Annotated in this window: 20 protein-coding genes and 2 pseudogenes; 1 reads left to right on the forward strand and 21 read right to left on the reverse strand. The window is 25.4% G+C overall.

All coding sequences use genetic code 11. From position 1 onward, the window contains the following. Positions 1-114 precede the first annotated feature (114 nt). The 21 genes and pseudogenes from speD to D9V59_RS01130 all read right to left on the reverse strand — a co-directional run bounded on the left by speD (position 115) and on the right by D9V59_RS01130 (position 22573). A complete protein-coding gene (gene speD / locus D9V59_RS01035) occupies positions 115-927 on the reverse strand; it encodes an adenosylmethionine decarboxylase (RefSeq protein WP_158364259.1) in 813 nt (270 codons plus the stop codon). A 26-nt stretch (positions 928-953) separates the two neighbouring features. Continuing rightward, positions 954-1814, reverse strand: a complete 861-nt coding sequence (gene speE / locus D9V59_RS01040) for a polyamine aminopropyltransferase (RefSeq protein ID WP_158364261.1) — start codon at positions 1812-1814, stop codon at positions 954-956. Positions 1815-2087: 273 nt separating this feature from the next. After that, positions 2088-2786 (reverse strand): 5'-methylthioadenosine/adenosylhomocysteine nucleosidase, encoded by a 699-nt coding sequence (locus tag D9V59_RS01045; RefSeq protein WP_158364263.1) that lies wholly within the window; start codon positions 2784-2786, stop codon positions 2088-2090. Between the two features lie 64 nt (positions 2787-2850). Then, positions 2851-3195: an iron-sulfur cluster insertion protein ErpA gene (gene erpA / locus D9V59_RS01050; RefSeq protein ID WP_158364265.1), complete on the reverse strand. Its 345-nt coding sequence runs from the start codon at positions 3193-3195 to the stop codon at positions 2851-2853. A gap of 226 nt (positions 3196-3421) precedes the next feature. Beyond that, a complete protein-coding gene (gene ftsZ, locus D9V59_RS01055) occupies positions 3422-4576 on the reverse strand; it encodes a cell division protein FtsZ (RefSeq protein ID WP_158364268.1) in 1155 nt (384 codons plus the stop codon). A gap of 55 nt (positions 4577-4631) precedes the next feature. Further along, positions 4632-5888, reverse strand: coding sequence for a cell division protein FtsA (gene ftsA, locus D9V59_RS01060; protein ID WP_158364270.1), 1257 nt, complete (start codon positions 5886-5888; stop codon positions 4632-4634). 176 nt (positions 5889-6064) lie between these two features. Then, positions 6065-6980 (reverse strand): annotated as a pseudogene (locus D9V59_RS01065) (D-alanine--D-alanine ligase). Next, positions 6977-8424, reverse strand: a pseudogene (gene murC, locus D9V59_RS01070) (UDP-N-acetylmuramate--L-alanine ligase). Before murC ends, D9V59_RS01065 begins: the two co-directional pseudogenes overlap by 4 nt. Positions 8425-8452: 28 nt before the next feature. Beyond that, positions 8453-9532, reverse strand: a complete 1080-nt coding sequence (murG, locus tag D9V59_RS01075) for an undecaprenyldiphospho-muramoylpentapeptide beta-N-acetylglucosaminyltransferase (RefSeq protein WP_158364980.1) — start codon at positions 9530-9532, stop codon at positions 8453-8455. Then, complete coding sequence (gene ftsW / locus D9V59_RS01080; RefSeq protein ID WP_158364272.1) at positions 9532-10716, reverse strand: cell division protein FtsW; 1185 nt, start codon at positions 10714-10716, stop codon at positions 9532-9534. Before ftsW ends, murG begins: the two co-directional genes overlap by 1 nt. A 1-nt stretch (position 10717) precedes the next feature. After that, on the reverse strand, positions 10718-12034 hold the full coding sequence (murD, locus tag D9V59_RS01085; protein WP_158364274.1) for a UDP-N-acetylmuramoyl-L-alanine--D-glutamate ligase: 1317 nt from the start codon (positions 12032-12034) through the stop codon (positions 10718-10720). Then, the gene (gene mraY, locus D9V59_RS01090) at positions 12034-13107 is read right to left on the reverse strand and encodes a phospho-N-acetylmuramoyl-pentapeptide-transferase (RefSeq protein WP_158364276.1); all 1074 of its coding nucleotides are present in this window, start codon (positions 13105-13107) and stop codon (positions 12034-12036) included. The genes murD and mraY overlap by 1 nt, the downstream gene beginning before the upstream one ends. Continuing rightward, the gene (locus tag D9V59_RS03145; RefSeq protein WP_410051778.1) at positions 13088-13675 is read right to left on the reverse strand and encodes a glutamate ligase domain-containing protein; all 588 of its coding nucleotides are present in this window, start codon (positions 13673-13675) and stop codon (positions 13088-13090) included. Before D9V59_RS03145 ends, mraY begins: the two co-directional genes overlap by 20 nt. Continuing rightward, on the reverse strand, positions 13651-14466 hold the full coding sequence (locus D9V59_RS03150) for a Mur ligase family protein (RefSeq protein WP_261979398.1): 816 nt from the start codon (positions 14464-14466) through the stop codon (positions 13651-13653). Before D9V59_RS03150 ends, D9V59_RS03145 begins: the two co-directional genes overlap by 25 nt. Further along, positions 14463-15956, reverse strand: coding sequence for a UDP-N-acetylmuramoyl-L-alanyl-D-glutamate--2,6-diaminopimelate ligase (murE, locus tag D9V59_RS01100; RefSeq protein WP_158364278.1), 1494 nt, complete (start codon positions 15954-15956; stop codon positions 14463-14465). Before murE ends, D9V59_RS03150 begins: the two co-directional genes overlap by 4 nt. A gap of 30 nt (positions 15957-15986) precedes the next feature. Next, entirely contained in the window at positions 15987-17681 is a 1695-nt protein-coding gene (gene ftsI, locus D9V59_RS01105) for a peptidoglycan glycosyltransferase FtsI (RefSeq protein ID WP_158364280.1), read from the reverse strand. Between the two features lie 90 nt (positions 17682-17771). Then, positions 17772-18023, reverse strand: a complete 252-nt coding sequence (locus D9V59_RS01110) for a cell division protein FtsL (protein ID WP_158364282.1) — start codon at positions 18021-18023, stop codon at positions 17772-17774. Continuing rightward, on the reverse strand, positions 18004-18960 hold the full coding sequence (rsmH, locus tag D9V59_RS01115; protein ID WP_158364284.1) for a 16S rRNA (cytosine(1402)-N(4))-methyltransferase RsmH: 957 nt from the start codon (positions 18958-18960) through the stop codon (positions 18004-18006). Before rsmH ends, D9V59_RS01110 begins: the two co-directional genes overlap by 20 nt. A 125-nt stretch (positions 18961-19085) precedes the next feature. Further along, the gene (gene ilvN, locus D9V59_RS01120) at positions 19086-19562 is read right to left on the reverse strand and encodes an acetolactate synthase small subunit (protein WP_158364286.1); all 477 of its coding nucleotides are present in this window, start codon (positions 19560-19562) and stop codon (positions 19086-19088) included. A gap of 4 nt (positions 19563-19566) precedes the next feature. Further along, entirely contained in the window at positions 19567-21282 is a 1716-nt protein-coding gene (gene ilvB / locus D9V59_RS01125; protein ID WP_158364288.1) for a biosynthetic-type acetolactate synthase large subunit, read from the reverse strand. Between the two features lie 232 nt (positions 21283-21514). Next, complete coding sequence (locus tag D9V59_RS01130; protein ID WP_158364290.1) at positions 21515-22573, reverse strand: FAD:protein FMN transferase; 1059 nt, start codon at positions 22571-22573, stop codon at positions 21515-21517. 253 nt (positions 22574-22826) lie between these two features. On the opposite strand from D9V59_RS01130, the gene degP reads away from it, so the two are divergent. Continuing rightward, a complete protein-coding gene (gene degP / locus D9V59_RS01135) occupies positions 22827-24269 on the forward strand; it encodes a serine endoprotease DegP (protein WP_158364292.1) in 1443 nt (480 codons plus the stop codon). Positions 24270-24299 lie beyond the last annotated feature (30 nt).

Genomic DNA, 24299 nt, shown 5'->3' on the forward strand with positions numbered 1-24299 from the left:
AAACAATTAATTTTCATTCAAACAAGAAAAGATTATAGAAATTTTATTTCTATAATCTTTTCTTGTTTGAATGAAAATTAATTGTTTGAGTTGCTTAATTGAAAAAATTTTTAATTAAATATTGCATGAGTTTGAATCTATTATAGACATATTTTTTCCATAATATATTTCTCTCATTTCTTTCCATAATAAATTAATAATATGAGTATATTCTTCCTTTTTCAAATCTTTTAAATGAATATTAAATAAATAATTTTTTAAATTAAATTCCCTTAACAACATACGAGTATGAAAAATGTTTTCTTGATATACATTAACGTCAACCATATCATACATTGATTTTATATCTTCAGACATAAAATTTTGAATAGAATTTATTTTATGATCAATAAAATGTTTAATACCATAAATATCACGAGTAAACCCCCTTACGCGATATTCAATAGTTACAATATCTGATTCTAACTGATGTATAAGATAATTTAATGCATTTAAAGGTGATATAATTCCACATGTTGATACTTCAATATCAGCACGAAAAGTACAAATACCACTTTGAGGATGGCTTTCTGGATATGTATGTACACAAATATGACTTTTGTCTAAGTGAGCTAGAACAGAAGAAGATATAATCTTATTATTTAAGATATTTATCTTATCTGAATTAATAGGTTCTTCACATACTAAAATAGTAACACTTGCACCTTGAGGTTCATAATCTTGATGAAATATATTTAATACGTTGGCGCCAATAATCGAACAGGTTTTTTTTAATATTTTAGTTAAACGAATAGCATTATATTGTTCGTCAATGTAAGAAATATAACTATTTTGAGAATCATTAGTATTCGCATAACAAATATCATAGATACAAAAACTTAGGCTTTTAGTTAAATTATTAAAGCCATATAATTTTAGTTTTTGCAATTTAATTACTCTCCTATAAAAGGATTTTAACTTTCATCTAATGCGTTTAGCATGTATTGAGGTAAATAAAAACTACTTGTATGAATTTTAGCATTATAGTAATTAAAAGATAATTTTGTCTTTTTTATACTTGATTCTAATTTTTTTATGTTTTTTTGAGAAAATTCTATATTGTCGCTACCCCATGCAAAAACCATCATTCCACCATAATAACTGGGAACATTTATTTGATAAAATTTTACATCATAAAAATATTTTTTTAAATTTTTATAAGTAAGAATTGCTTCATTTTTTTGAAGAAAAAAAACTCCGTTTTGAGCTACAAAAATACCATTTTTATTAAGATGATTTTTACAGTTAGAATAAAATTCTGATTTAAATAAATTTTTTCCACAACTGATAGGATCTGTAGAATCTGATATTATCAGATCAAATTTTTCTTTTGTTGTTTGTATAAAATGCAAGCCATCATCAATAATTAATTTCAAACGAGAATCTTCGTAAGCATTACAACTGTGATTAGGAAAATACTTTTTACATAAATTAATAATATCAATATCAATTTCAACCATGGTAATTTTTTCAACTTTTTTATGTTTGCAAACTTCTCTTAATATACCCCCATCACCTCCTCCTATGATTAATATGTTTTTTATTTGACCATGAGCAAACATTGGAACATGAGTTAACATTTCATGATATATGAATTCATCATGTTCAGTTGTTTGAACAATATCATCTATTGCCATGATTTTTCCAAAAATAGAATTTTTAAAAATTATTACTTTATGATATGTAGTTTTTTTTTGATATAAAAGTTTATCAATTGTAAAATATTGTCCAGTATGACAGTAAAGTTTTTCGTGCCATGTATTTTCTTTTTCCATGGGTTTATTTGTATATCCTATAAAGTGTAGCATTCTAGATTATTTTGGGATTAATAAAAATTATGAGTGTTGTAAAATAATACATCTTATTTTTACAGTTTTTCAAAGAAGGATAATGATTTTCATAAAAATTTATTTTTAAAAAATTAATTTAATTTCTTTTACGAATATATTCTTTAAAAACAATTTAATTTATAAATGAGTTCTCTTACTATAGAGATTATCAAAAATAATATAAAAGTGCTATTATTTATTAAAGAGATTTTATGACATTTATATATTAATTATATTTTTTAAAATTATTTTAACAAATTTAGAAGATTGATATGATGCAATTGAAATATTTTCTTTAAAATTTAATGTAGCATTATTATCTGATAAATCAGAAATAGATTTTACAATAATCAGTGGAATATTAAATTCATAACAAACCTGAGCTATTGCTGCTGATTCCATTTCTACTGCTATTGCAGAAGGAAATTTATTTTTTAGTTTTAATATTCTTTCATCTTTTCTAATAAAAGAATCTCCAGTAATAATTAATTTTTTTTTAAATTTTAATTGATATTTTTCAAAAATTGACTCAAGAAAGTTATATATTTTTTTATTAATTATAAATTTTTCTGGATATTGGGGTATTTGACCAATAGTATATCCAAAATTTGTTAAATCTACGTCATAATAGCATACTTTTTTAGGAACAATGACGTCTCCAATTGCAAGTGATGAATTTAGACTGCCAGCAGATCCAGTATTAATAATAATATTTGGTTTATATAAATTAATAAGAAGCACCGTTGCAATGCTAGCACAAACTTTGCCTATTCCTGATTTTATTAAAAAAATATCATTTTTGTTAAATTTACCTATATAAATTATATAATTAGCAATTTCCTTTTTTGTATGTATTTGTATTTTTTTTTGAATTATTTTAATTTCTTGATTAATAGCACCTATAATTCCAATTTTCATTTTTTTAATATAACATTTTGCTTATGATAGAAGATAATTTTAATAAAATATATATTTTAAAAATTTAAATACTAAATGATGAACCACATCCACATGTGTTTTTTGCGTTTGGATTAAAAACTATAAATTTAGAGCCTTCTAAATTTTCTAAATAATCTATTTTACCACCATTTAAATACTGTAAACTGATAGGATCAATAACTAATGAAATATTTGATCGAGTAATTATAATATCATCTTTATTAATTTTTTCATCAAGAATAAATTGATATTGAAAACCACTACATCCACCACCATTTATATAAATTCTTAATTTTAAATTATAATTTTTTTTTATTGTAAGAAGATTTTGAATTTTTTTAATTGCTTTATCAGTAATATTAAGATGCTTTTTAGAAATATCATTCATTTTATTTTCACCAAAATTTATAAAAATACTATACATCTTCTATTTTTGTTTTATCTTAAATTAAGAGTATCAAAATATTTGATATATTTATATAATATAGATTGAATCATCCATGCGCCGATAGATGATCTAGTCTTTATTGGCGCAGGTTATTTGAGATAATATTATTAATCAATGTTTAACACAATATTCTTTTAAAATAATATATAAATTTTTCTATAAACAATTAATCTGTTTTTTTACGAAGAAACGATGGAATATCAAGATATTCTGTTTCTTTATGATTTTTATCTTGTGATTTATTAATTTCTTGTTTTTTTGTTCTTTTATCAATCTTGTTAGGAGATAAGTTTAAATATTGATAACGATAGTCCATTATAACTTCTCTAGAAGATTTATTCTTTATTTGATTAATCTCTGAATTTTTTTCGATACCAATTCCAGTTGCAACAACAGTGACTCGAAGAGTATCATTCATATCAGGATCAAGAGATGTTCCTATAACCACTGTTGCGTTATCTGAAGCAAAAGATCTAATAGTATTCCCTACTGTTTCAAATTCATCTAATTTCAAATCGAAACCAGCAGTGATATTGACTAAAACACCGCGTGCACCTGATAAATCTATGTCTTCTAATAAAGGACTAGATATAGCTATTTCCGAAGCTTCTTCTGCACGATTTTCTCCAGAAGATATACCGGTACCCATCATTGCATATCCCATCTCTATCATTACAGTCCGTACATCGGCGAAATCTACATTCATCAAACCAGGTCTTGTAATTAATTCAGCAATACCTTGTACTGCTCCTTTTAAAACGTTATTAGCTGCACTAAATGCATCAAGTAAAGAAATTCCCCTATTTAATACTTTTAATAACTTATCATTAGGAATAGTAATTAAAGAATCTACATATTTAGATAGTTCGATTAGACCTTGTTCTGCTACAATCATTCTTTTTTTACCTTCAAAACTAAAAGGTTTTGTTACTACTGCAACAGTTAGAATTCCTAGTTCTTTTGCAATTTCAGCTACTATAGGAGCAGCTCCAGTACCAGTGCCTCCACCCATACCAGCTGCTATAAAAACCATATCAGAACCATCTAATGCAGATTTTAATAATTCTTTATCTTCTTCTGCCGAGGTTCGTCCAATTTCTGGATTAGCTCCAGCACCTAGTCCTTTGGTAATATTATTGCCAATTTGTATAGTTTGACCCACTTCTATTTTTCTTAACGCTTGCGCATCAGTATTAATAGCAAAAAATTCAACACCTTCAATACGTTCTCTAACCATATGTTCTACAGCGTTTCCACCACCACCTCCAACGCCGATTACTTTAATTATGGCATTATTACTTAATTCTTCAGGTTCAAACATAACTGTTTTCCATTATATATCTATATTTTATCAAGTTATAAGTATAATTTATTTTTTAAAATTCTTTTTTAAACCAATTGTTAATTTTTTGAAAAATTTTTTCAATAAAAGAATTATGCATTTTTTTATTTTCAATATTTATATAAAATTCTTTGCCATAATGTAATAAACCCACTACTGTTGAGTAATCTGGTTCAGTTATATTTTCTATTAATCCGGAGATATTTATCGGTTTAGCAATTCTTACTGGTTTATGAAATATTTTTTCTGCACATTCTTTTAAACATGAAATTTTTGAACCTCCTCCAGTAAGCACTATACCACTTAATAATTCATATTTTTCTCCTTTTTGATGAAGTTTTTTCTGTACTTTAATGATTTTATCTTTAATTAAGGATAATAACTCAATATATCTTGATTCAATCACTTCAATTAATGCATCTTGTTGCAGAGTTTTTTGAAAATTTTCATGTATATTAGAATAATCAATATTTTTTGATGAACCTAAAATGGGTTTTGTTGTAGATCCGTATTTAATTTTTATATTTTCTGCATCATTATATGAAGTACTGAAAGCATATGAAATATCACTAGTTACAATGTTTCCTGCATATGGAATAACTTGACTGTACTGTATTGAACCATCAATATAAATAGTAAAATCTATTGTTCCTCCTCCTATATCAATCATACATACTCCAAACTTGCATTCATCTTCTGTTAAAACTGCTTTACTTGAAGCAAGACCAGAAAAAATAACTTGATCAACTTTTAAATCACATTTTTCAACAGCTTTAATAATATTTTTAGTTATATTTTGATGACAAGTAATTAAATGAGCTTTTACTTGCATGCGTATTCCAGATAAACCTATAGGATTTTTTATTCCAGATTGTTGATCAATTAAATATTCTTGTGGTATTACATGTAGTATATGATGTTCATTAAGAATTTGAATAGATTTTGCAATATGTATTACGTTTTCCAAATCTTCTTTTGTTACTTCGTTTTCAGAAATAGGTACAATACCTATTTCATTGTAACAATTAATATGTTTATTAGATAAAGATAAATATACAGAAGAAATTCGACAATCTGACATAGTTTCAGCTTTATTAATAGATTCTTGTATAGAAGAAACTAGCGCATCTAAATTATTAATTCTACCTTTATCTATTCCCTTAGATTTAGAAACTCCTAACCCAATTATTTTAATTGTATTATCTATTAAAACCTCTCCTACTAAAGTTACTACCTTGGTAGTTCCAATTTCCAATCCAACAACTAGTTTTCTGTCTTTTGATATGATCATTTTTCTTTGACCTGTACTTATTTCTTTAAATTTTTACTTTTTTAGTAAAAATATATCTTGTTTTTTTATATTTATGATATATTAAAATTGAATATAAGACAGAATTACGTATATTTTTTAATAGATTTAAAGTGTATTTTTATACAATATTATACACTTTTTTAAGTTTTTAAAATTTAGATAGTCATGTTTAGTATTAATAACACTAATTCATCAAATGATAATCCTATTTTTTTTGCTGATATAGGAACTAAACTTCGATTTGTCATTCCGGGAATAGTATTTATTTCTAATAACCAAAATTGATTATTATTATCTAATATAAAATCAATTCTTCCACATCCACTGCATCCTATTATATTCCATGCTAATAAAGCTATTTTTTTCAGTTCTTTTTCTTGTATAACAGATAATCCACTTGGACAGATGTATTGTGTAGAAGAAGCGATATATTTAGCATTGTAATCATAAAAACTATTTTGAGTAGAAATCATAATAGTAGGCAGTATTTTGTTACCAAGAATAGAAACTGTGTATTCTTGTCCTTTTATAAATTTTTCAATAAGAATATTATTATCATATTTAAAAGCTATATTAATGGCATTATCAATTTGTTTCAAAGAAGAAACTAAAGTCATTCCTATACTCGAACCTTGATTATTGGGTTTAATTAAGACAGGTAATCCTAGTTTTAATATTTTTTGAATTATGTTTTGATTTAATAATTTTGTATTTTTTTTTTATATAAATATCAGGAGCTGTTTTAAGACCAGAAGATTTCCATAATAATTTAGTTCTAAATTTATCTATAGAAATAGAAGAAGCCATAATGCCACTTCCGGTATAAGGAATATTTAAATATTGAAGTACTCCTTGAATACTTCCATCTTCACCTCCTTTTCCATGTAATGCAATATATGCTTTATCAAAGTCTTCATTTTTTAATTTTGTTATACAAACATCACGTGTATCAATAGGATGTGCGTCTAATCCAGATTTTAATAAACTTGCAAGTACAGCATGCCCGGATTGAATAGAAATGTTTCGTTCAAAAGATGTTCCACCTAATAAAACTGCTATTTTTTTTTTCATATTATCACTTTTTTAGTATTTTTTATTAAGAATTTATTTATTATATCATCTATGTTTCCAGCGCCTTGTATTAAAATAATATCATTTCCATTTAACTTAGGAATAATTATATCTAATATTAAGTTATAATCAGTAATATATTTTACATAAATCTTATTTAGATTTTTTATATCTTTATAAAGAGAAAAACTATTTCTTTTGGTAATAAACTTTTCATTTGCAGAATATACTTTTAATATAACAAGAATATCTACTTGAGATAAAACTTTTATAAAATTATCATATAAATAATGTGTTCTTGTATATCGATGAGGTTGAAAAATCATTATTAAGTTTTTTTTTGGCCAACTAATTCGTATTGTTTCAATTGTTTCAGACAATGCGGTCGGATGATGTCCATAATCATCTATTAACATAGTATTAAAATTATTGCCTATATTATTTTTTATTAAGAAGTATCCAAGAAATTCAAATCTTCTACAAGTACCTTGGAATTTTTTCAAAGATGCAATTATATCATGTTTTTTAATTCCTATATGTATTGCTAAAGAAATAGCAGCTGCTGCGTTTAATGCATTGTGTTTACCAGGAATATTTAATTTTATATTTAAATGATCTTGATTTTTTATAATTATTTTAAAATATCCAGTAAATAAATGCTGTTTATAGGAAACAATTTGAATGTCTGCATTTTCATTAAATCCATATGTAATAATTTTGCATCTAATATTAGATAGAATTTTGGAAATTGTTTTATTATCTATACAAACTATAGCTGTTCCGTATAATGGTATTTTTTTTAAAAAATTCAAAAATGTTTTTTTTAATTTTTCAAAACTGTTATTATAATAATCCATATGATCAGATTCAATATTAGTTACAATGCTTATTGTAGGATTTAAATATAAAAAAGACGAGTCGCTTTCATCCGCTTCTACAATAAAGTAACAAGAAGAACCAAGTTTTGCATAAGAATGAATTGATTTTATTAAACCTCCATTAATAACAGTAGGATTTAAACCATTTTGAATAAATATATCTGAAATCATCGAAGTAGTGGTAGTTTTGCCATGCGTTCCAGAAATAGCTATTCCAAATTTATATTGCATTAATATTTCAAGCATTTCTGCTCTTAATAATACAGGAATGCCAAGTTTTTGAGCTGCAACAAGTTCTTGATTTATTGACAGAATAGCACTAGATTTGATAATAAAATCAACATTTTGAATATTTTTTGAAGAATGTTCAAAATATATCTTTGCTCCTAAATTGATTAATTCTTTAGTTATTGAATTGTTCAATAAATCAGATCCGCTGATTTTATGACCTAATTTTAATAAAATTAAAGCCATTCCTCCCATTCCTGAACCACCTATTCCAATTAAATGAATATTTTTTTTTTACAATAAAAAAAATTGTTTTTTTTTATATTTTCTTTGTTCATAATATATTAGCTTTATTAAGTTTTTATTTTAACATGTTAAATTTATATTATTTTGAGTTATGCCATCAATAATATCGGCTATTTTAATAGTTGAATCACGAATACCTAAAGAATAAGCTTTTTTCGACATAATAAAAAGTTTTTTTCTATCTAATGAATTAAGTATGCTAACCATTAATGAAATATTAAAATTAGATTGATCAATAATTTTTGCTGCACCAATTTTTTCTAATTCTTTTGCATTATGATGCTGTTGCTTATCTTTATGTGGATAAGGTACAAATATTGCAGCTAATCCTACAATAGATATTTCACTGACAGTTAAAGCACCAGATCGACAAACAACAATATCAGCCCATTCGTATGCATAAGCTATGTTTTTTATGAAACAAGTAACAATGTTGTTATTCAGTCCATTTTGTTGATATGTTTTTTTAGTTTCCTGAAATGCAGAATAACCTGTTTGATGCCAAACAATAATTTTTTCTCGTAATAGCAATGAAACTTTTGGTATAATATAATTCAAAATTGAAGCACCTTGACTGCCTCCAATAACTAGTACTCGCAAAGGACCATTTCTATTTTTAAATCGATTTTCAGGTAAAGGGATATCAAGAATACTTTGACATACTGGATTACCTACGACTTCAGCATCAGTTAAAGCTCCAGGAGATGCTTGTATATTTTTAGTAGATATTTTAGATAGCCAGCGATTTGTAATACCTGCAATTTTATTTTGTTCATGCAATATTAATGGAATATTAGAATTCCAAGCAGCTACACCACCTGGTCCCGATACATATCCTCCCATTCCTAATACAATATCTGGAGACCATTTTTTTATAATTTTTTTAACTTGATAATAAGCACTTAATATATATATTGGAGAAAAAATTAAATTTTTTAAACTAGCATTACGTAATCCTTTAATTTTAATAAAGTGAATTTTAATACCATATTGAGGCACAATTTCTGATTCTATTTTATTTCTTGTTCCTATCCAATTTATATGCCATCCCTTTTTGATTAGACAACGTGCTATAGTTAGTGCTGGAAAAACATGACCACCACTACCACCTGCTAAAATTATTATTTTTTTAGGAAGAATCATGTAAATCCTCTAGGAAATGCTTGTGATTTGCTTAATTTTATTTCAAAATCTATTCTTAATAGTAAAAAAATAGCTATTGAGTTAACAATTAAACTAGAGCCACCATAACTAATAAATGGAAATGTCAGTCCTTTAGTAGGTAAAAGACCAGTAACAGTACAAACATTGATCAATGTTTGGAAACTAAACCAAATTCCAATAGAACAGGCTAAAAATCCTGAAAAGTTTTGTTTTTTTTCTAAAGCACTTTGTCCGATGCGCATAGCTCGAAAACAAATAGTAAAAATTATAGACAATGTTATAAAACAACCAATATAACCTAGTTCTTCACCTATAATAGAAAAAATAAAATCACTATGTGCATCAGGAAGATAGTTAAGTTTTTGTATTGAATTACCTAATCCTTCACCTAAAATATTACCACGTCCTAATGCTATTAATGATTGTGTTAATTGATATCCAGTACCAAATGGATCCTGCCAAGGATTCCAAAAAGACAATATTCTTTTAATGCGATAAGGTTCTAAGAATATTAACAATATAATTATTAATATACTACTGATAATAATTATAAAAAATTGTCCTATTTTTGCACCAGAAAGAAAAAGAATAGATAAGCTAGTAAAAAGTAAGACTATTACACTTCCTAGATCTGGTTCTATTAACAATAGAGTTGATTGTATTATTACAATAGTTATAGGTTTTAAAAATCCCCAGAAATGATTTTGGACTTCATTAGATTTTCGTGATATGTAATTGGATATATAGCAAAAAGAAGAAATTTTACATATTTCAGAAGGTTGTATATTTAACAAACCTATATTAATCCATCGAGAAGACCCATGTATCGAATGTCCTATTAAAAGAACAAAAAATAATAATATTATTGAAATAATTAGCATGAAACTGCTATATTTTTCCCAAAAAATCATTGGTATACGTAAAAAAATAAAAGATAATAAAAATATTAACAAAATATAAAATATTTCTCTTTTTATAAAAAAAAATGGATCTTGATATAAGCTTTCACCTATTGCAATGGATGAAGAGAAAACCATAATTAGACCAATAGATAATATACTTAAAGTTAACCATAATAATATACGATCATATAACATGATATACAAATCTTTTGAATTATCTATATTTGTGAAATTTTCTTTTTTTGTTTTTATGACCATATTAAGAAGTAAGTTCCTTGGTTAATTTTATAAAAAGATTACCTCTCTCTTCAAAGTTAGAAAATTGATCTAAACTACTACAACCAGGCGATAAAAGTACAACATCTCCTGATTCAACTTGCTTTGAAATTAACTTCATAGCTTGCTTTAAATTTTGAACACATATAGATTTTTTTTTACATATTTGAAAAAGTTTATCTCTATCTTTTCCAAAACAATAAATCTTTATTTTTAATTTTTTGAAATAAACTCGTAATATATCAAAGTTTGCTGATTTACTATCTCCTCCTAATAACAATCGTATTGTTCCTTTTATATTTAAAGAATCTAAAGCTGTTTTAGTACTATAAACATTAGTAGATTTAGAATCATTTATCCAATTTATTCCGCGACTATTTTTTATAACTTGGAATCTATGTGGTAAAGTTAAAAAATTTTTTATTGTATCCAAAGTTTCTTTTCTAGGAAATAGCATTGCATCAGAAATTGCTAAAGATACTAATGCATTATCATAATTATGATTACCATATAATAATATCTGTTGACTATTTAGTATTTTTTTTTGTTTACAATATAAAATAGAGTATTCTTTTTTATGATCTGTATAATAATCACTATTTTTCATTCCAAAACTAATTTTGTTTTTATTTTTAATAAGATGATTTATATTTTCTTTAGAATTAATTATACAAATATCTGCTTGATCATAAATAGATAATTTGATTTTTTTATATTGTTCATATCCATTGATATATCGATCCATATGATCTTCTTTAATATTTAAAACAACAGCTATTTTTGATTTTAAATTAAATATATTTTCGAGTTGAAAACTAGATAATTCTATTATGTATAAATTAGCTTTTTTATCAAGCATTTGTAGTGCAGGAAAACCAATATTTCCACCTAAACAGACTTTATAACCTGCATTTTGTGCAATTTTTTTAACCATTGTAGCTACTGTGCTTTTTCCATTTGTACCTGTTATTGAAATAATGGGAGCATTTGCTTCTCTGGAAAATAATTCAATATCGCTAATAATTTCAATTCCTAATGAACGAGCTTTAATCAAAATAGGTTTAAATGAAGAAATTCCTGGACTTATGATAATTAAATCTGACTCTAATATCCATTTATGTTCTAAACTTCCTAAGTAATATTCAATGTTTTTAGGAAGCTTAACAAAATGAATAGAATTTTTAGATTCATCAATAATTTTTACTTTAATACCTTTTTTTAAAAAAAAATTAATACATGATATTCCTGTTAAGCCCATACCTAAAATCAATATCTTTTTACCAAAATAACTATATGACATTAAAATACCTTTAAGGAAAGAAGACTTATTAAAAGTAATATAAAAGAAATAATCCAAAATCTGACAACAATTAAAGGTTCTGATATACCTTTTATTTCATAATGATGATGGATAGGAGCCATTTTAAAAATTCTTTTTTTTCTTATTTTAAATGATATAATTTGCAAAATTACAGATATTGTTTCTAAAACAAAAATTCCTCCCATTATGATTAATAATAATTCTTGATGCAATAATATTGCTATCGTTCCTAAAGCGCCACCTAATGATAATGATCCCACATCTCCCATAAATAATTTAGCTGGATAGCTATTAAACCATAAAAATCCTAATGCTGATCCAATAATAGCACTACATAATACAGCTAATTCTTCTGAATTTTTCACATAATTAATATTTAAATAATGACAATTGTTTATATTGTTACTAAATAAAGATATTAGTGCGAAACCACATGTTAAAAAAATAATTGGCATAGTAGCTAAACCATCTAATCCATCAGTTAAATTAACTGCATTGCTTGTTCCAACAATAATAAAATAAGATAGAAATATATATAAATAACTTATTTCCAAATTATTTTTTTCATAAAAAGGGATTATTAATCGAGTAGATATAATATTATGATTATTAATACTCATTATATAGATAAGTATAATAGCCAGAATAGATAACCAAAAATATTTCCATTTTAATAACAATCCTTTAGTGTTGTTATATTTTATTTTTTTGTAATCATCTATAAAACCTATTAATCCATATCCTAGCAAAATACTAATAACATACCAAATATAAACATTAGATAAGTCACAATAAAAAATTGTTGAAAAAAATATAGAAAATATAATAAATATTCCACCCATAGTAGGTATATTTTTTTTTAAAAAATGCGTTTTTGGTCCATTATGTCGTATAATTTGATATTTTTTAAATTTTTTAAAATAATTTATCCAATACAAACCAATAAATAAGTTCATAATAAAAGAAGTTAGCAAGCTAAATATTGCACGATATGCAATATGAGAAATAATATTTAAATGAGAGTTAAAAATTTTATTTAGTAAAATCAACATTTTTTTTGCTCTCCTTAACAAGATATTGTACTACTTGTTCCATTTTTGTATTACGTGAACCTTTGACTAATATTGTAATTTTTTTTTTCTTTAAAAATATTTTTTTTAAATGTTTATTTAATGTTTTTTTATCAAAAAAATGTTTACTATTATTAAAAATTTTTGTGATTTCATGACTTATAGTGCCAATGCTAAAAATTTTATTAATATTAGATAAATTAGCAGTATTACCTATCATTTTATGATATAAAATACTATTTTTTCCCAATTCAGACATATCTCCTATAACTAGTATTTTATAACCTGGCATTTTATCTAATACCTTAATAGCTGAAATCATAGAAGAAACATTAGAATTATAAGTATCATCAATTAAAATTTTATTAGGATTTAATATAATAGACTCTAGTCTTCCAGATATGATAGGAGTATTTAATAATCCTATTTTTATAATTTTTAAAGGTATGTTTAAAGAAAAAGAAAGTGCACTAGCTGCTAATGCATTAGAAACATTATGATGACCGAGGAAAGGTAATAAAATATTTATTTTTCCACATGGTGTATGCATTGTAAAAGAAGTGCCATATAAATTAATTTTAATATTACTAGAAAAAAAATGGCTATATTTTTTTTTTTTATAGAAAAATATAAGATATTTCTTTGTTTTATTTCTTTCTTCCATTGTGAAAGATGATTACTATCCAAATTAATAATCACTGTTCCATTAGATTTTAAACCGGAAAATATTTCTGATTTTGCTCTAGATACTCCTAATAATGATTTAAATCCTTGTAAATGAGCGTATTGAATATTATTTATTAATATAATCTCTGGTTTAGTAATATTACTAGTATAAGTAATTTCTCCTGGTTTATTTGCGCCTAACTCAACTACTGCATATTTATGGTTTTTTGTTAACTGTAGCAAAGTCATAGGAACACCAATCTTATTATTTAAATTATCAATTGTAGATATTGTACTTCCAGTTTGTCTTAGTATTGAAGCAGTCATTTCTTTAACCGAAGTTTTTCCGCAAGAGCCAGTAATAGCTAATACTTGTGCATATGTTTGTTTACGAATCCAAGAAGCTATCTGACCTAATGCAATAGATGTATTTTCTACTAAAATATAAGAAATATGACATATTATTTTTTTTTGTATTATAATACTAGAACAACCTTTTTTAATTGCATCGTCTATAAAGATATGAGCATCAAATTTTTTGCCTATTAAAGCAATAAAAAGACAACCAGGAATAATTTTATTAGTATCAATTACAATGTTATCTATGAATAAATCCTTTCCATATAGCTGCCCTTTAGTAATTTCAGCAATTTTTTTTAATGACAAAGTAATCATATCTGATTTCCTAATAATTTTAAAACTATCATTTTGTCTGAATGATATGTGTGTTGATCTTGAATAATCTGTTCTTCTTCATGTCCTTTTCCAGCTATTAAAATTATATGATTATGTTTTGCTTTTGAAAAAGCATAAGATATTGCATTTTTTCTATTACTAATAACTAATATGTTTTTTTTATTTTTGCATCCTTTTAAAATATCTTGGATAATTTCTAATTCTTTTTCATGTCTTGGATTATCATTAGTTAGAATAACTTTATTTGCTATTTTTTCTGCAATAGATCCCATTATCGGACGTTTCTTTTTATCTCTTTCTCCTCCACATCCAAAAATACACCATATATATTTTTTATAATGTAAACGAATAGCATTAAGAGTTTTTTTTAAGGCATCAGGAGTATGAGCATAATCAATAATAAAAATTGGTTTTTTATTGACTGAAAATATTTGCATTCGACCTTGTATAGTTTTTATTTGAGTGCATGTTCTGATTAATTCATACAAACTATGGCCTAATTCTAAAAGACAAGCTAATGATAGTAGTATATTGTATACATTAAAATCACCAATGAGACAAGATGATATCTTGCCTTCTCCCCAACTTGATTGAAACGTGATATAAATTAAATTATTGTTATGTTCAATATTAGTAGCATTAATCCATTTTGTAGCATACTTTTTTTGTATACTATTTTTAATAGTAACTGCTATTGTATAGCAGTTTAATAATTTTTTTAACCATATTTTCCCATATTTATCATCAGCATTTAATATAATCTTTTTTACTTTATGTTTGCTAAATAGCAACCATTTTGCTGATTGATAGTTTTTCATGTTTTGATGATAGTCTAAATGATCTTGTGTTAAATTGGTAAAAATAGCAATTTCAAAAGGTACTGCTCGAACGCGATTTTGAATTAAACCATGCGAAGACACTTCTATTGTGACTAATTTAGTTTTTTTTTCTAATGCTATTGATAAAAAAGAATGAATAAAAATAGCAGAAGGAGTTGTGTTTTTTGTAGAATATAGAGAACCATAAAAACCGTTTCCTAAAGTTCCCATTGTTGCAGTTTTATTGCCTAAAATTTCACTCCATTGATTAATTAATTGAGTTACAGTAGTTTTTCCATTAGTACCAGTGACTCCAACTATTTTTAGTTTTTTTCCTGGTTTTTTATAAAAACGACTTGCTAATATAGAAATATTTTTAGATAATTCAAAGAAATATATTATAGGAATATTATCAATGTATTTGAGTGTACCGTGAATTTCTTTGCTTTGAGTTTCATATAAAATTGCTGATACTTTTTTATAAATAGCTTCATTAATAAAATTACGTCCATCTTTTTTTTCTCCCGGAATAGCTATAAATAAATCTCCTGGAGTTAAAGTTCTACTATCTGCATTTAATTTTAGAATATGTATATCAGGAATTTTTTTAATCCATGGTAATAATAAATATTTTAATTCAATTTTATTCATTTATTTTTTTGTTAATAACTCATTATTTTTTTATAAATCATCTTCTGGGATATTCATCTGTTTTAATATTAATTTCATAATACTACTAAATATTGGAGCAGAAACTGCACCTCCATAATATTTTTTTCCTTTAGGATTATCAATAACAATTATTAATGAAAACTTTGGATTGCTAGCCGGTGCAATACCTGCTGTATAAGCTGTATATTTATTGATATAATATCCATGAATTCCTACTTTTTTTGCAGTACCGGTTTTAATAGCAACACGATATCCTTTGACTGCTGCTTGTAAACCTCCTCCACCTGGTTTAGCAACACTTTCCATCATATTAATGACATTTTGTACGTATATTTTGGGAAAAACTCTTTTTCCTTCTTTAATATTATCAGATTTAATAATAGAAAGAGGACGATAAATCCCGTAACTCCCGATAGTAGCATATAATCGTGCTAATTGAAGAGGAGTCACCATAAGTCCATACCCAAATGAAAAAGTAGCTTTATCTAAATTAGACCATTTTTTTTTTTTAGGTACAATTCCTTTATTTTCTCCAACTAATCCTAATTCAGTTGGTTGTCCTAATCCAAACTTGATATAACTATCAACTAATTCTAAAATTGGTATAGAGGAAGCAATTTTTGATATTCCTACATTACTTGATTTTTGCAATATTCCAGTTATATTAAGTTTATCGTGATAAGAAACATCTTTTATTTGATGTTTGTTTATTAAATAAGGTTTAGTATTTATTACTGAGTTCTTTTGAATTGTTCCAAGTTTTAATGCTTCCATAATTACTATTGGTTTTATTGTTGAACCTGGTTCAAAAATATCTGTAATTGCTTTATTTTTAATATTTTTTTGTTCAACATATTTAATATTATTAGGATTATATGAAGGACTGTTTGCTATAGCTAAAATTTCTCCAGTCTTAATGTCAATTAAAACTGCAATTCCAGAATCAGCTTTATTTTTTTTTACTCCTTCATTTAATTTTTCATATACAATTGTTTGTAACTTTTTATCAATACTTAGTGTTATGTTATTAGATGTGCATTGATCAATTAAAGATATATTTTCAATTACTTGTCCTTTATTATCTTTTCTTATTTTTCTTTTTCCTGGTTTTCCTGTTAGCAGTGTATTAAAACTTTTTTCTATACCTTCAATACCAACTCCATCTATATTTGTAATTCCTATTAATTGAGCTGCAATTTTTCCCGAAGGATAATATCGTTTTGACTCTTCTAATAAAAAAATTCCAGGTAATTTTAACTGTTTAATATACTCTCCGATTTCAGGAGTTATTTGACGAGCTAAATAAATAAATTTTGATTTTGGATGATACTTAATAAGTAAAATTATTTTTTTTAATGGAATAGACAGTATTTCTGATAAAGCTTGCCATTTTTTATTATTTTTAATATCTTCTTTATTAATAATTTTTGAAGGGTCTGCACAGATTGCATTAACTAGTACAGTAGCTGCTAAGGGATATCCTGATCGATCTTTAATCATTCCTCTTGTATTAAGTAAAGATTGAATTCTTAATGTTCTACGATCTCCTTCAAGAATTAGCTGATCAGGATTTATTATTTGTAAAAAAAATATACGTAGAGTTAAAATAATTAAAGATAAAACAATAAAACTGCATAATATTAAAAAACGCCAGTTTATGTATGTTTTTTTTATTAAAAAATTAATTTCTTTTTTTTTGTGCATTTTAAAATAATACTTATTAATTTATATTTTTGATTAAAAAAATTTTTATAGAATACAGCTATATTATTATTTATATTGAATTAATAGAAATCATTTTTTTACTGTAGAACAAATTGATAAAGAATTTTTTTCAATTATTAAATTTCTCCATGTATTATCTTTTTCTTTTTTTTTTAAAATTAAATTTTCTTCTTGAGTAACTAATAGTCTAGTTTTATAAACTGTAACAACAATACAAATAGCAGATAATATAATTGCTATTAACAAAATTAAATGAGTCTTTCCATATAAAAATAAATCATATTTAATTATTTTTATTAAATCATAACGTTGATTTTTCATATTGTTTTATTTCTGCTATTCGAAGTATAGAACTGCGAGCTCTAGGATTGTCATTAATTTCTTTTTTTGTAGGCAGTATTCGATCAATCATTTTTAATTTACATATTTTTAATTGATTTAATTGTTTTTCTGTAATAGGCATACCATATGGTACAGTGGCTTTTACACTATTTTTAATCATAAATTTTTTTACTATTCTATCTTCTAGAGAATGAAAACTAATAATTGATAAACGTCCTCCTGGTTTTAATATTTTCAATGCACTTTTCAATCCTTTTTTTATTTCTTCTAATTCTTGATTAATATAAATTCTAATAGCTTGAAAAGTTCTTCTTGCTGGATGTTTAAATTTGTTTTTTATTGGTATTGTTGCTCGAACAATATTAGACAATTCGAAAGTACTTGTAATTTTTTTTATTTTATTTCTATTTTTAATAGCATAAGCAATTTTTTTCGAAAAACGTTCTTCTCCAAAATTTTTCAAAACAAAAGCGATTTCTTCGACAGTACTTTTAAAAAGCCAATCTGCAGCAGAAAGTCCATAATTAGGATTCATTCTCATATCTAAAGGACCGTCTTTTTTAAATGAAAAACCTCTTTTGTTGTTATCTAGTTGTATTGATGAAACGCCTAAATCAAATATAATTCCATTTACTTTTCCTGTAATATTTTCATTAGATGCGTAATCTAATAATTTTGAAAACGTTGTATTAATTATATGAAAACGTGAATCTTTAATTGTCTTTCCTATAGAAACAGCAATCGGATCTCTATCAATAGAATACAATTTTCCATCTTTTCCTATTTTTTTTAAAATTTCATTTGAATGTCCACCAGAACCAAATGTACTATCGATATAAATGCCATTTTTTTTAATTTTCAAAGAATGAATTAATTCTTTTTTCATTACTGGAATATGTTTAGCTATATATTTCATTTTTAATATATATGTGATATTGCATGAAAGAATACTACATGATCATTTAACCAAATGATCATGTCTTGAAATCAACAATGATTTTTAGAAAACTATTAACTTTTATTAAAATTTTATAAATATATTTATCTACGATTCATACCTACAATTCCAGAACGACTAACTTCTATTATTTCTGAAATATTACGCATTATTTTAAGAAATGAATTTATTTTTTGTGTAGTTCCTGCTAACTGTAATATGTACGTTGTAGAAGTTATATCGACAATTTGTCCTCGAAAAACTTCAGTAATATGTTTTACTTCATCTTTTCTAGATTGATTCATTTGAACTTTTAATAGCATAATTTCACGTTCTATATGAGAATTTTGTCCAATTTCTACTACTCTTAATACATCTATTAGCTTATGTAATTGTTTTTCAATTTGTTCAATTGCTTTTTCATTGCCTATTGTTTGTATAGTCATTTTTGATAAAGAAGAATCTTCAGTTGGGGCAACTGTTATGGTTTCTATATTATATCCTCTTTGTGAAAAGAGCCCTATTACTCGTGATAGTGCACCTGATTCATTTTCTAATAGAATAGATAAAATTCTTCTCATATTTTTAGGAAACCTCTTTTTTCCTTAACCACATTTCATTCATTCCACCACCTTGAATTTGCATAGGATAAACGTGTTCAGAATTATCTATTTCAACATCTATAAAAACTAAATGACCATTAGATAATGCATTTAATCCTAAATTTAGCTTATCTTCTAATTCTGTAGATTTAGTAATTTTTATTCCTATATGACCATAAGATTCAGCTAGTTTTACAAAATCTGGAAGTGAATTCATATAAGAATGAGAATGTCGTCCAGAATAAATTATATCTTGCCATTGTTTGACCATGCCTAAAGAAGAATTATTTAGATTTAAAATCAGAACTGCTAAATTATATTGTCGTGCTGTAGATAGCTCTTGAATGTTCATTTGAATGCTGCCATCTCCAGTTATACAAATTACAGTTTCTTTAGGTAAAGCTAATTTAACACCTAATGCTGCAGGAAGTCCAAAACCCATAGTACCTAGACCTCCTGAATTAATCCAACGTCGAGGTTGATTAAATGGATGATATAATGCAGTAAACATTTGATGTTGCCCAACATCTGAAGTGATATAAGAGGTGCCTTTAGTTAATTTAAAAAGAGTTTTGATTACTGTTTGTGGTTTAATTTTATTACTTTTAAAATTATATTCTAAACTATTATTTTTTTTCCATTGTTCAATGGATTCCCACCAATTTTTTAAACATGGAATTTGTTTTTCTTTTTTTAATAGTTCTAGCATTTTGTTTAAAATATATTTCGCATCACCAACAATAGGTATATCAGCAGAAACAGTTTTTGAAATAGAAGTAGGATCAATATCAATATGCAAAATAGTAGCATTCGGACAATATTTATCTAAGTTATTTGTAGTTCGATCATCAAATCGTACACCTATTCCAAAAATTAAATCAGCATGATGCATAGTCATATTAGCTTCATAAGTTCCGTGCATTCCTAACATAGAAATATTCTGAGGATGATTTCCTGGAAAAGCACCTAATCCCATTAAAGAAGTAGTAACAGGACAATTTATTTTTTCGGCAAATATACGTAATTCCTTGCTGCTTTCAGAACTAATGATTCCACCACCTGCATAAATTACAGGTTTTTGAGATTGTAGTAATGTATCAAGTGCTTTTTTAATTTGTCCTGTATGCCCTTTGGTTATAGGATTATATGAACGTATATAAATATTTTTTGGCCATTCATAAGGACATTTATGTTCTTTTTTTAAAATATCTTTTGGCAAATCAATTACAACAGGTCCTGGTCGTCCACTCGACGCTAACCAAAAAGCTTTTTTAAAAACAACTGCTATGTCTTCAGTTTTTTTGACTAAAAAACTATGTTTTACTACTGGACGAGAAATGCCTATCATATCACATTCTTGAAAAGCATCATAACCTATCAATGAAGAAGGAACTTGACCTGATATGATAACCATTGGAATTGAATCCATATAGGCAGTAGCAATACCAGTAATAGAATTAGTAGCACCTGGTCCAGAAGTTACTAATACTACTCCTATTTTTCCAGTAGCACGAGAATAACCGTCAGCCATATGTGTCGCTGCTTGTTCATGTCGAACTAAAATATGTTTAATTCCGCCAATGGTTTTTAGAGCATCATAAATATCTAGTACAGCACCACCAGGATAACCAAATATATGCTGTATTCCCTGATTAATTAACGATTGAACGACCATTTCGGCTCCTGATAACATTTCCATTTTTTCCTCCAGGATACTAATTTAGTAGATTTTATTTCCTATTTCGCTATCTATCAGTTCAGTTTATCCTGTAGTTTATCTAGATAAAATTAGCGCTATTTAAGTGGATAATATATTATATAAAGAAGTTTTTTAAAAAAATTGTATAATTATTATGACAATAATATTAGATATTATCAATTAATATAAAATACTAAGTATAATTAATATAATCAAATATTCCAATTTTAATTTAGTAAAAATTATTTTTTTTAATTAAAAATTTCTTAAATTTAGGTGAAATCCATGTTGAAAAAATATTTTTTTTTTGAGTAATGAGACAAACTGCTAAATTTTCTTTTAATGCAATTTCTTTAGCTTTTTTAAATCCTGCTATTAATAAACCTGTGTCCCAACTATCTGCTTCTAAAGCTGTTTTAGCAATGACACTAACTGATACTAAATTATGAGTAACCGGCTTTCCATTGCTAGGATCAATTAAATGTGAAATATGTTTTCCTTTAAGATAATAATAATTACGATAACTACCTGCTGTACTAATTGAATGATTTTTTAAACATATAAGTAAATGTATTGATATTTCTTTATCAGTTGGTTTTTGAATTGCAATTATTTTAGATTTTTTTTGATTTTTCTCTGTTTTAACAACAACAGCTCCTCCGATTGATACTGTATAATTTTTTATGCCCTTTTTTTTTAGTATATATGATATATGATCTGCAGCAAAACCTTCACCAAGAGTAGAAAGATTTATTTCAATACCATTAATGTCTTTTTCTAAATACATTCCAGAAGAGTTTTTAATAAGTTTTAAATGTTGACTACCAGAAAGATTGAGATACTTTTTAAGTTTTTTTTTAGATATGTAATTATTAGGCTTTTTTTCTGTTCCAAATCCCCATATATTTATTAAAGATCCAATTGTAATATCTAATTTTCCATTAGTTTTTTTATTGATTTTTAGTGCTGTTGAAATAAGACGAAAGAATTTTTTATTAATTATTTGAGGTTGATTTTTTTTTATTCTATTAAATTGAGAGACTATAGAATTTTTTTTCCAAGATGAGAGCATATCTTCATCTTTATTTAAATATTTTTGTATTATTTTTTTTATATATACTTGATTTTTTAATTTGGGAATTTTTACTTGCCAATATGTTCCCATAGTTTTTCCTGTTAATGTTACAATATGATTTTGCGCTTTTTTAGTTTGATTAAAAAATATAGCTATTATAAATATAATGTGAATTATACAAAAAATAAAATTACAAATAAGATTAACAATTTTCAATAATAAAATCCTCTTAGTTATATAAATTCAATAATAAAATTATAAAATATATATTTCTAAATGATAATTGTTAATTATAAATTTTTATAATATTTTATAGTTCATTTTTATTTATAAATAAAATTTAATTATATAAATTTTATATATATTAACCAAGAATGGAGTTAAATGAAGATGATGTGTATAATCTAATTAAGAAAAGTATTATAATAGTTTCATTTACAGATTAGATTGTAATTACGAGAAAGACATAATGAAAAGAATAACTATAATATTGAAAGAAGCTATTTTAATTTCTACTTTATTGATGAGTTTTGGAATGTCTTGGGGTAATATTGTTCCTTCTACAAGCAATAATACTGCATCAAGAGAACTAGCTCCTAGTTTAGCTCCAATGTTAGAAAAAGTAATGCCTTCAGTAATTAGCATTAATATTGAAGGGACTACTATTGTACGTAGTTCTCGTCTACCTCATCAATTTCAACCTTTTTTTGGAGATAATTCTCCTTTTTGTCAGGGTGATTCACCATTTAGACATTCTCCTTTTTGTAGGGTTGATCCCGAGTCTGATGATACTAATGAAAAGTTCAGCGCATTAGGTTCAGGTGTTATTATTAATGCTGACAAAGGATATGCAGTAACTAATAATCATGTTGTTGAAAATGCAAGTAAAATTCAAGTTCAATTAAGTGATGGACGTCGTTATGAAGCTCAAATAATAGGAAAAGATCCTCGTTCTGATATAGCTTTAATACAATTAAAAAATGCAACAAATTTAAGTGAAATCAAAATTGCTGATTCTGATACCTTAAAAGTTGGAGATTATACTGTAGCTATTGGTAATCCATATGGTCTTGGAGAAACTGTTACCTCTGGTATTATTTCTGCATTAGGAAGAAGTGGATTAAATCTTGAACAGTATGAAAATTTTATTCAAACTGATGCAGCAATTAACAGAGGCAATTCTGGTGGAGCATTAGTAAATTTAGATGGTGAATTAATCGGAATTAATACTGCGATTTTAGCACCAGATGGTGGAAATATTGGGATAGGTTTTGCTATTCCTGGAAATATGGTAAAAAATTTAATTGCACAAATAGTTCAGTTTGGACAAGTTAGAAGAGGAGAATTAGGAATTATAGGTATAGAATTAAATTCAGATTTAGCACAAGTCATGAAAATAAATGCACAAAAAGGAGCTTTTGTAAGTCAAGTTCTTCCTAATTCTTCAGCTTTTGAAGCAGGCATTAAAGCCGGAGATATTATTATTTCATTGAATAAAAAACCTATTTCTAGTTTTGCAGCATTACGTGCGGAAGTTGGATCGTTACCAGTTGCAACTAAAATGGAATTAGGAATATTTAGAGAAGGAATAATTAAAAATATTATTGTGGAATTAAAACATTCTTTAAAAAATAGTTTCAATTCAGAAAACAGTTATATAGGTCTTGAAGGTGCTGATTTGAGTGATTGTGTAATAAATGAAAAAAAAGCTATAAAGGTAGAAAATGTAAAACCAAATACTGCAGCATCAAAAATGGGATTTAAAAAAGACGACATAATTACTGGATTAAATCAGAAATTAGTTAGTACTTTAGAAGAATTAAAAATAATTTTAGATACTAAACCTGCAATATTAGTTTTTAGCATAAAAAGAGGTAATGATATTATATACTTAGTAAGTGAACAATTATAAATAGTAATTCAAGAATTATAAAATAGTTCC

The organism is Buchnera aphidicola (Artemisaphis artemisicola), from assembly GCF_005082365.1.
Lineage (GTDB): Bacteria > Pseudomonadota > Gammaproteobacteria > Enterobacterales > Enterobacteriaceae > Buchnera > Buchnera aphidicola_AR.

Coding starts and splice junctions, on each gene's coding strand:
- murE (WP_158364278.1), bottom strand. CDS start 15,956: ATGAATAAAATTGAATTAAAATATTTATTATTACCATGGATTAAAAAA.
- ftsA (WP_158364270.1), bottom strand. CDS start 5,888: ATGATCATATCAAAAGACAGAAAACTAGTTGTTGGATTGGAAATTGGA.
- ilvB (WP_158364288.1), bottom strand. CDS start 21,282: ATGGAAATGTTATCAGGAGCCGAAATGGTCGTTCAATCGTTAATTAAT.
- ftsZ (WP_158364268.1), bottom strand. CDS start 4,576: ATGTTTGAACCTGAAGAATTAAGTAATAATGCCATAATTAAAGTAATC.
- D9V59_RS01110 (WP_158364282.1), bottom strand. CDS start 18,023: ATGAAAAATCAACGTTATGATTTAATAAAAATAATTAAATATGATTTA.
- speE (WP_158364261.1), bottom strand. CDS start 1,814: ATGGAAAAAGAAAATACATGGCACGAAAAACTTTACTGTCATACTGGA.
- degP (WP_158364292.1), top strand. CDS start 22,827: ATGAAAAGAATAACTATAATATTGAAAGAAGCTATTTTAATTTCTACT.
- D9V59_RS01045 (WP_158364263.1), bottom strand. CDS start 2,786: ATGAAAATTGGAATTATAGGTGCTATTAATCAAGAAATTAAAATAATT.
- rsmH (WP_158364284.1), bottom strand. CDS start 18,960: ATGAAATATATAGCTAAACATATTCCAGTAATGAAAAAAGAATTAATT.
- ilvN (WP_158364286.1), bottom strand. CDS start 19,562: ATGAGAAGAATTTTATCTATTCTATTAGAAAATGAATCAGGTGCACTA.
- ftsW (WP_158364272.1), bottom strand. CDS start 10,716: ATGGTCATAAAAACAAAAAAAGAAAATTTCACAAATATAGATAATTCA.
- mraY (WP_158364276.1), bottom strand. CDS start 13,107: ATGTTGATTTTACTAAATAAAATTTTTAACTCTCATTTAAATATTATT.
- ftsI (WP_158364280.1), bottom strand. CDS start 17,681: ATGCACAAAAAAAAAGAAATTAATTTTTTAATAAAAAAAACATACATA.
- D9V59_RS03145 (WP_410051778.1), bottom strand. CDS start 13,675: ATGCATACACCATGTGGAAAAATAAATATTTTATTACCTTTCCTCGGT.
- erpA (WP_158364265.1), bottom strand. CDS start 3,195: ATGAATGATATTTCTAAAAAGCATCTTAATATTACTGATAAAGCAATT.
- D9V59_RS03150 (WP_261979398.1), bottom strand. CDS start 14,466: ATGATTACTTTGTCATTAAAAAAAATTGCTGAAATTACTAAAGGGCAG.
- murD (WP_158364274.1), bottom strand. CDS start 12,034: ATGTCATATAGTTATTTTGGTAAAAAGATATTGATTTTAGGTATGGGC.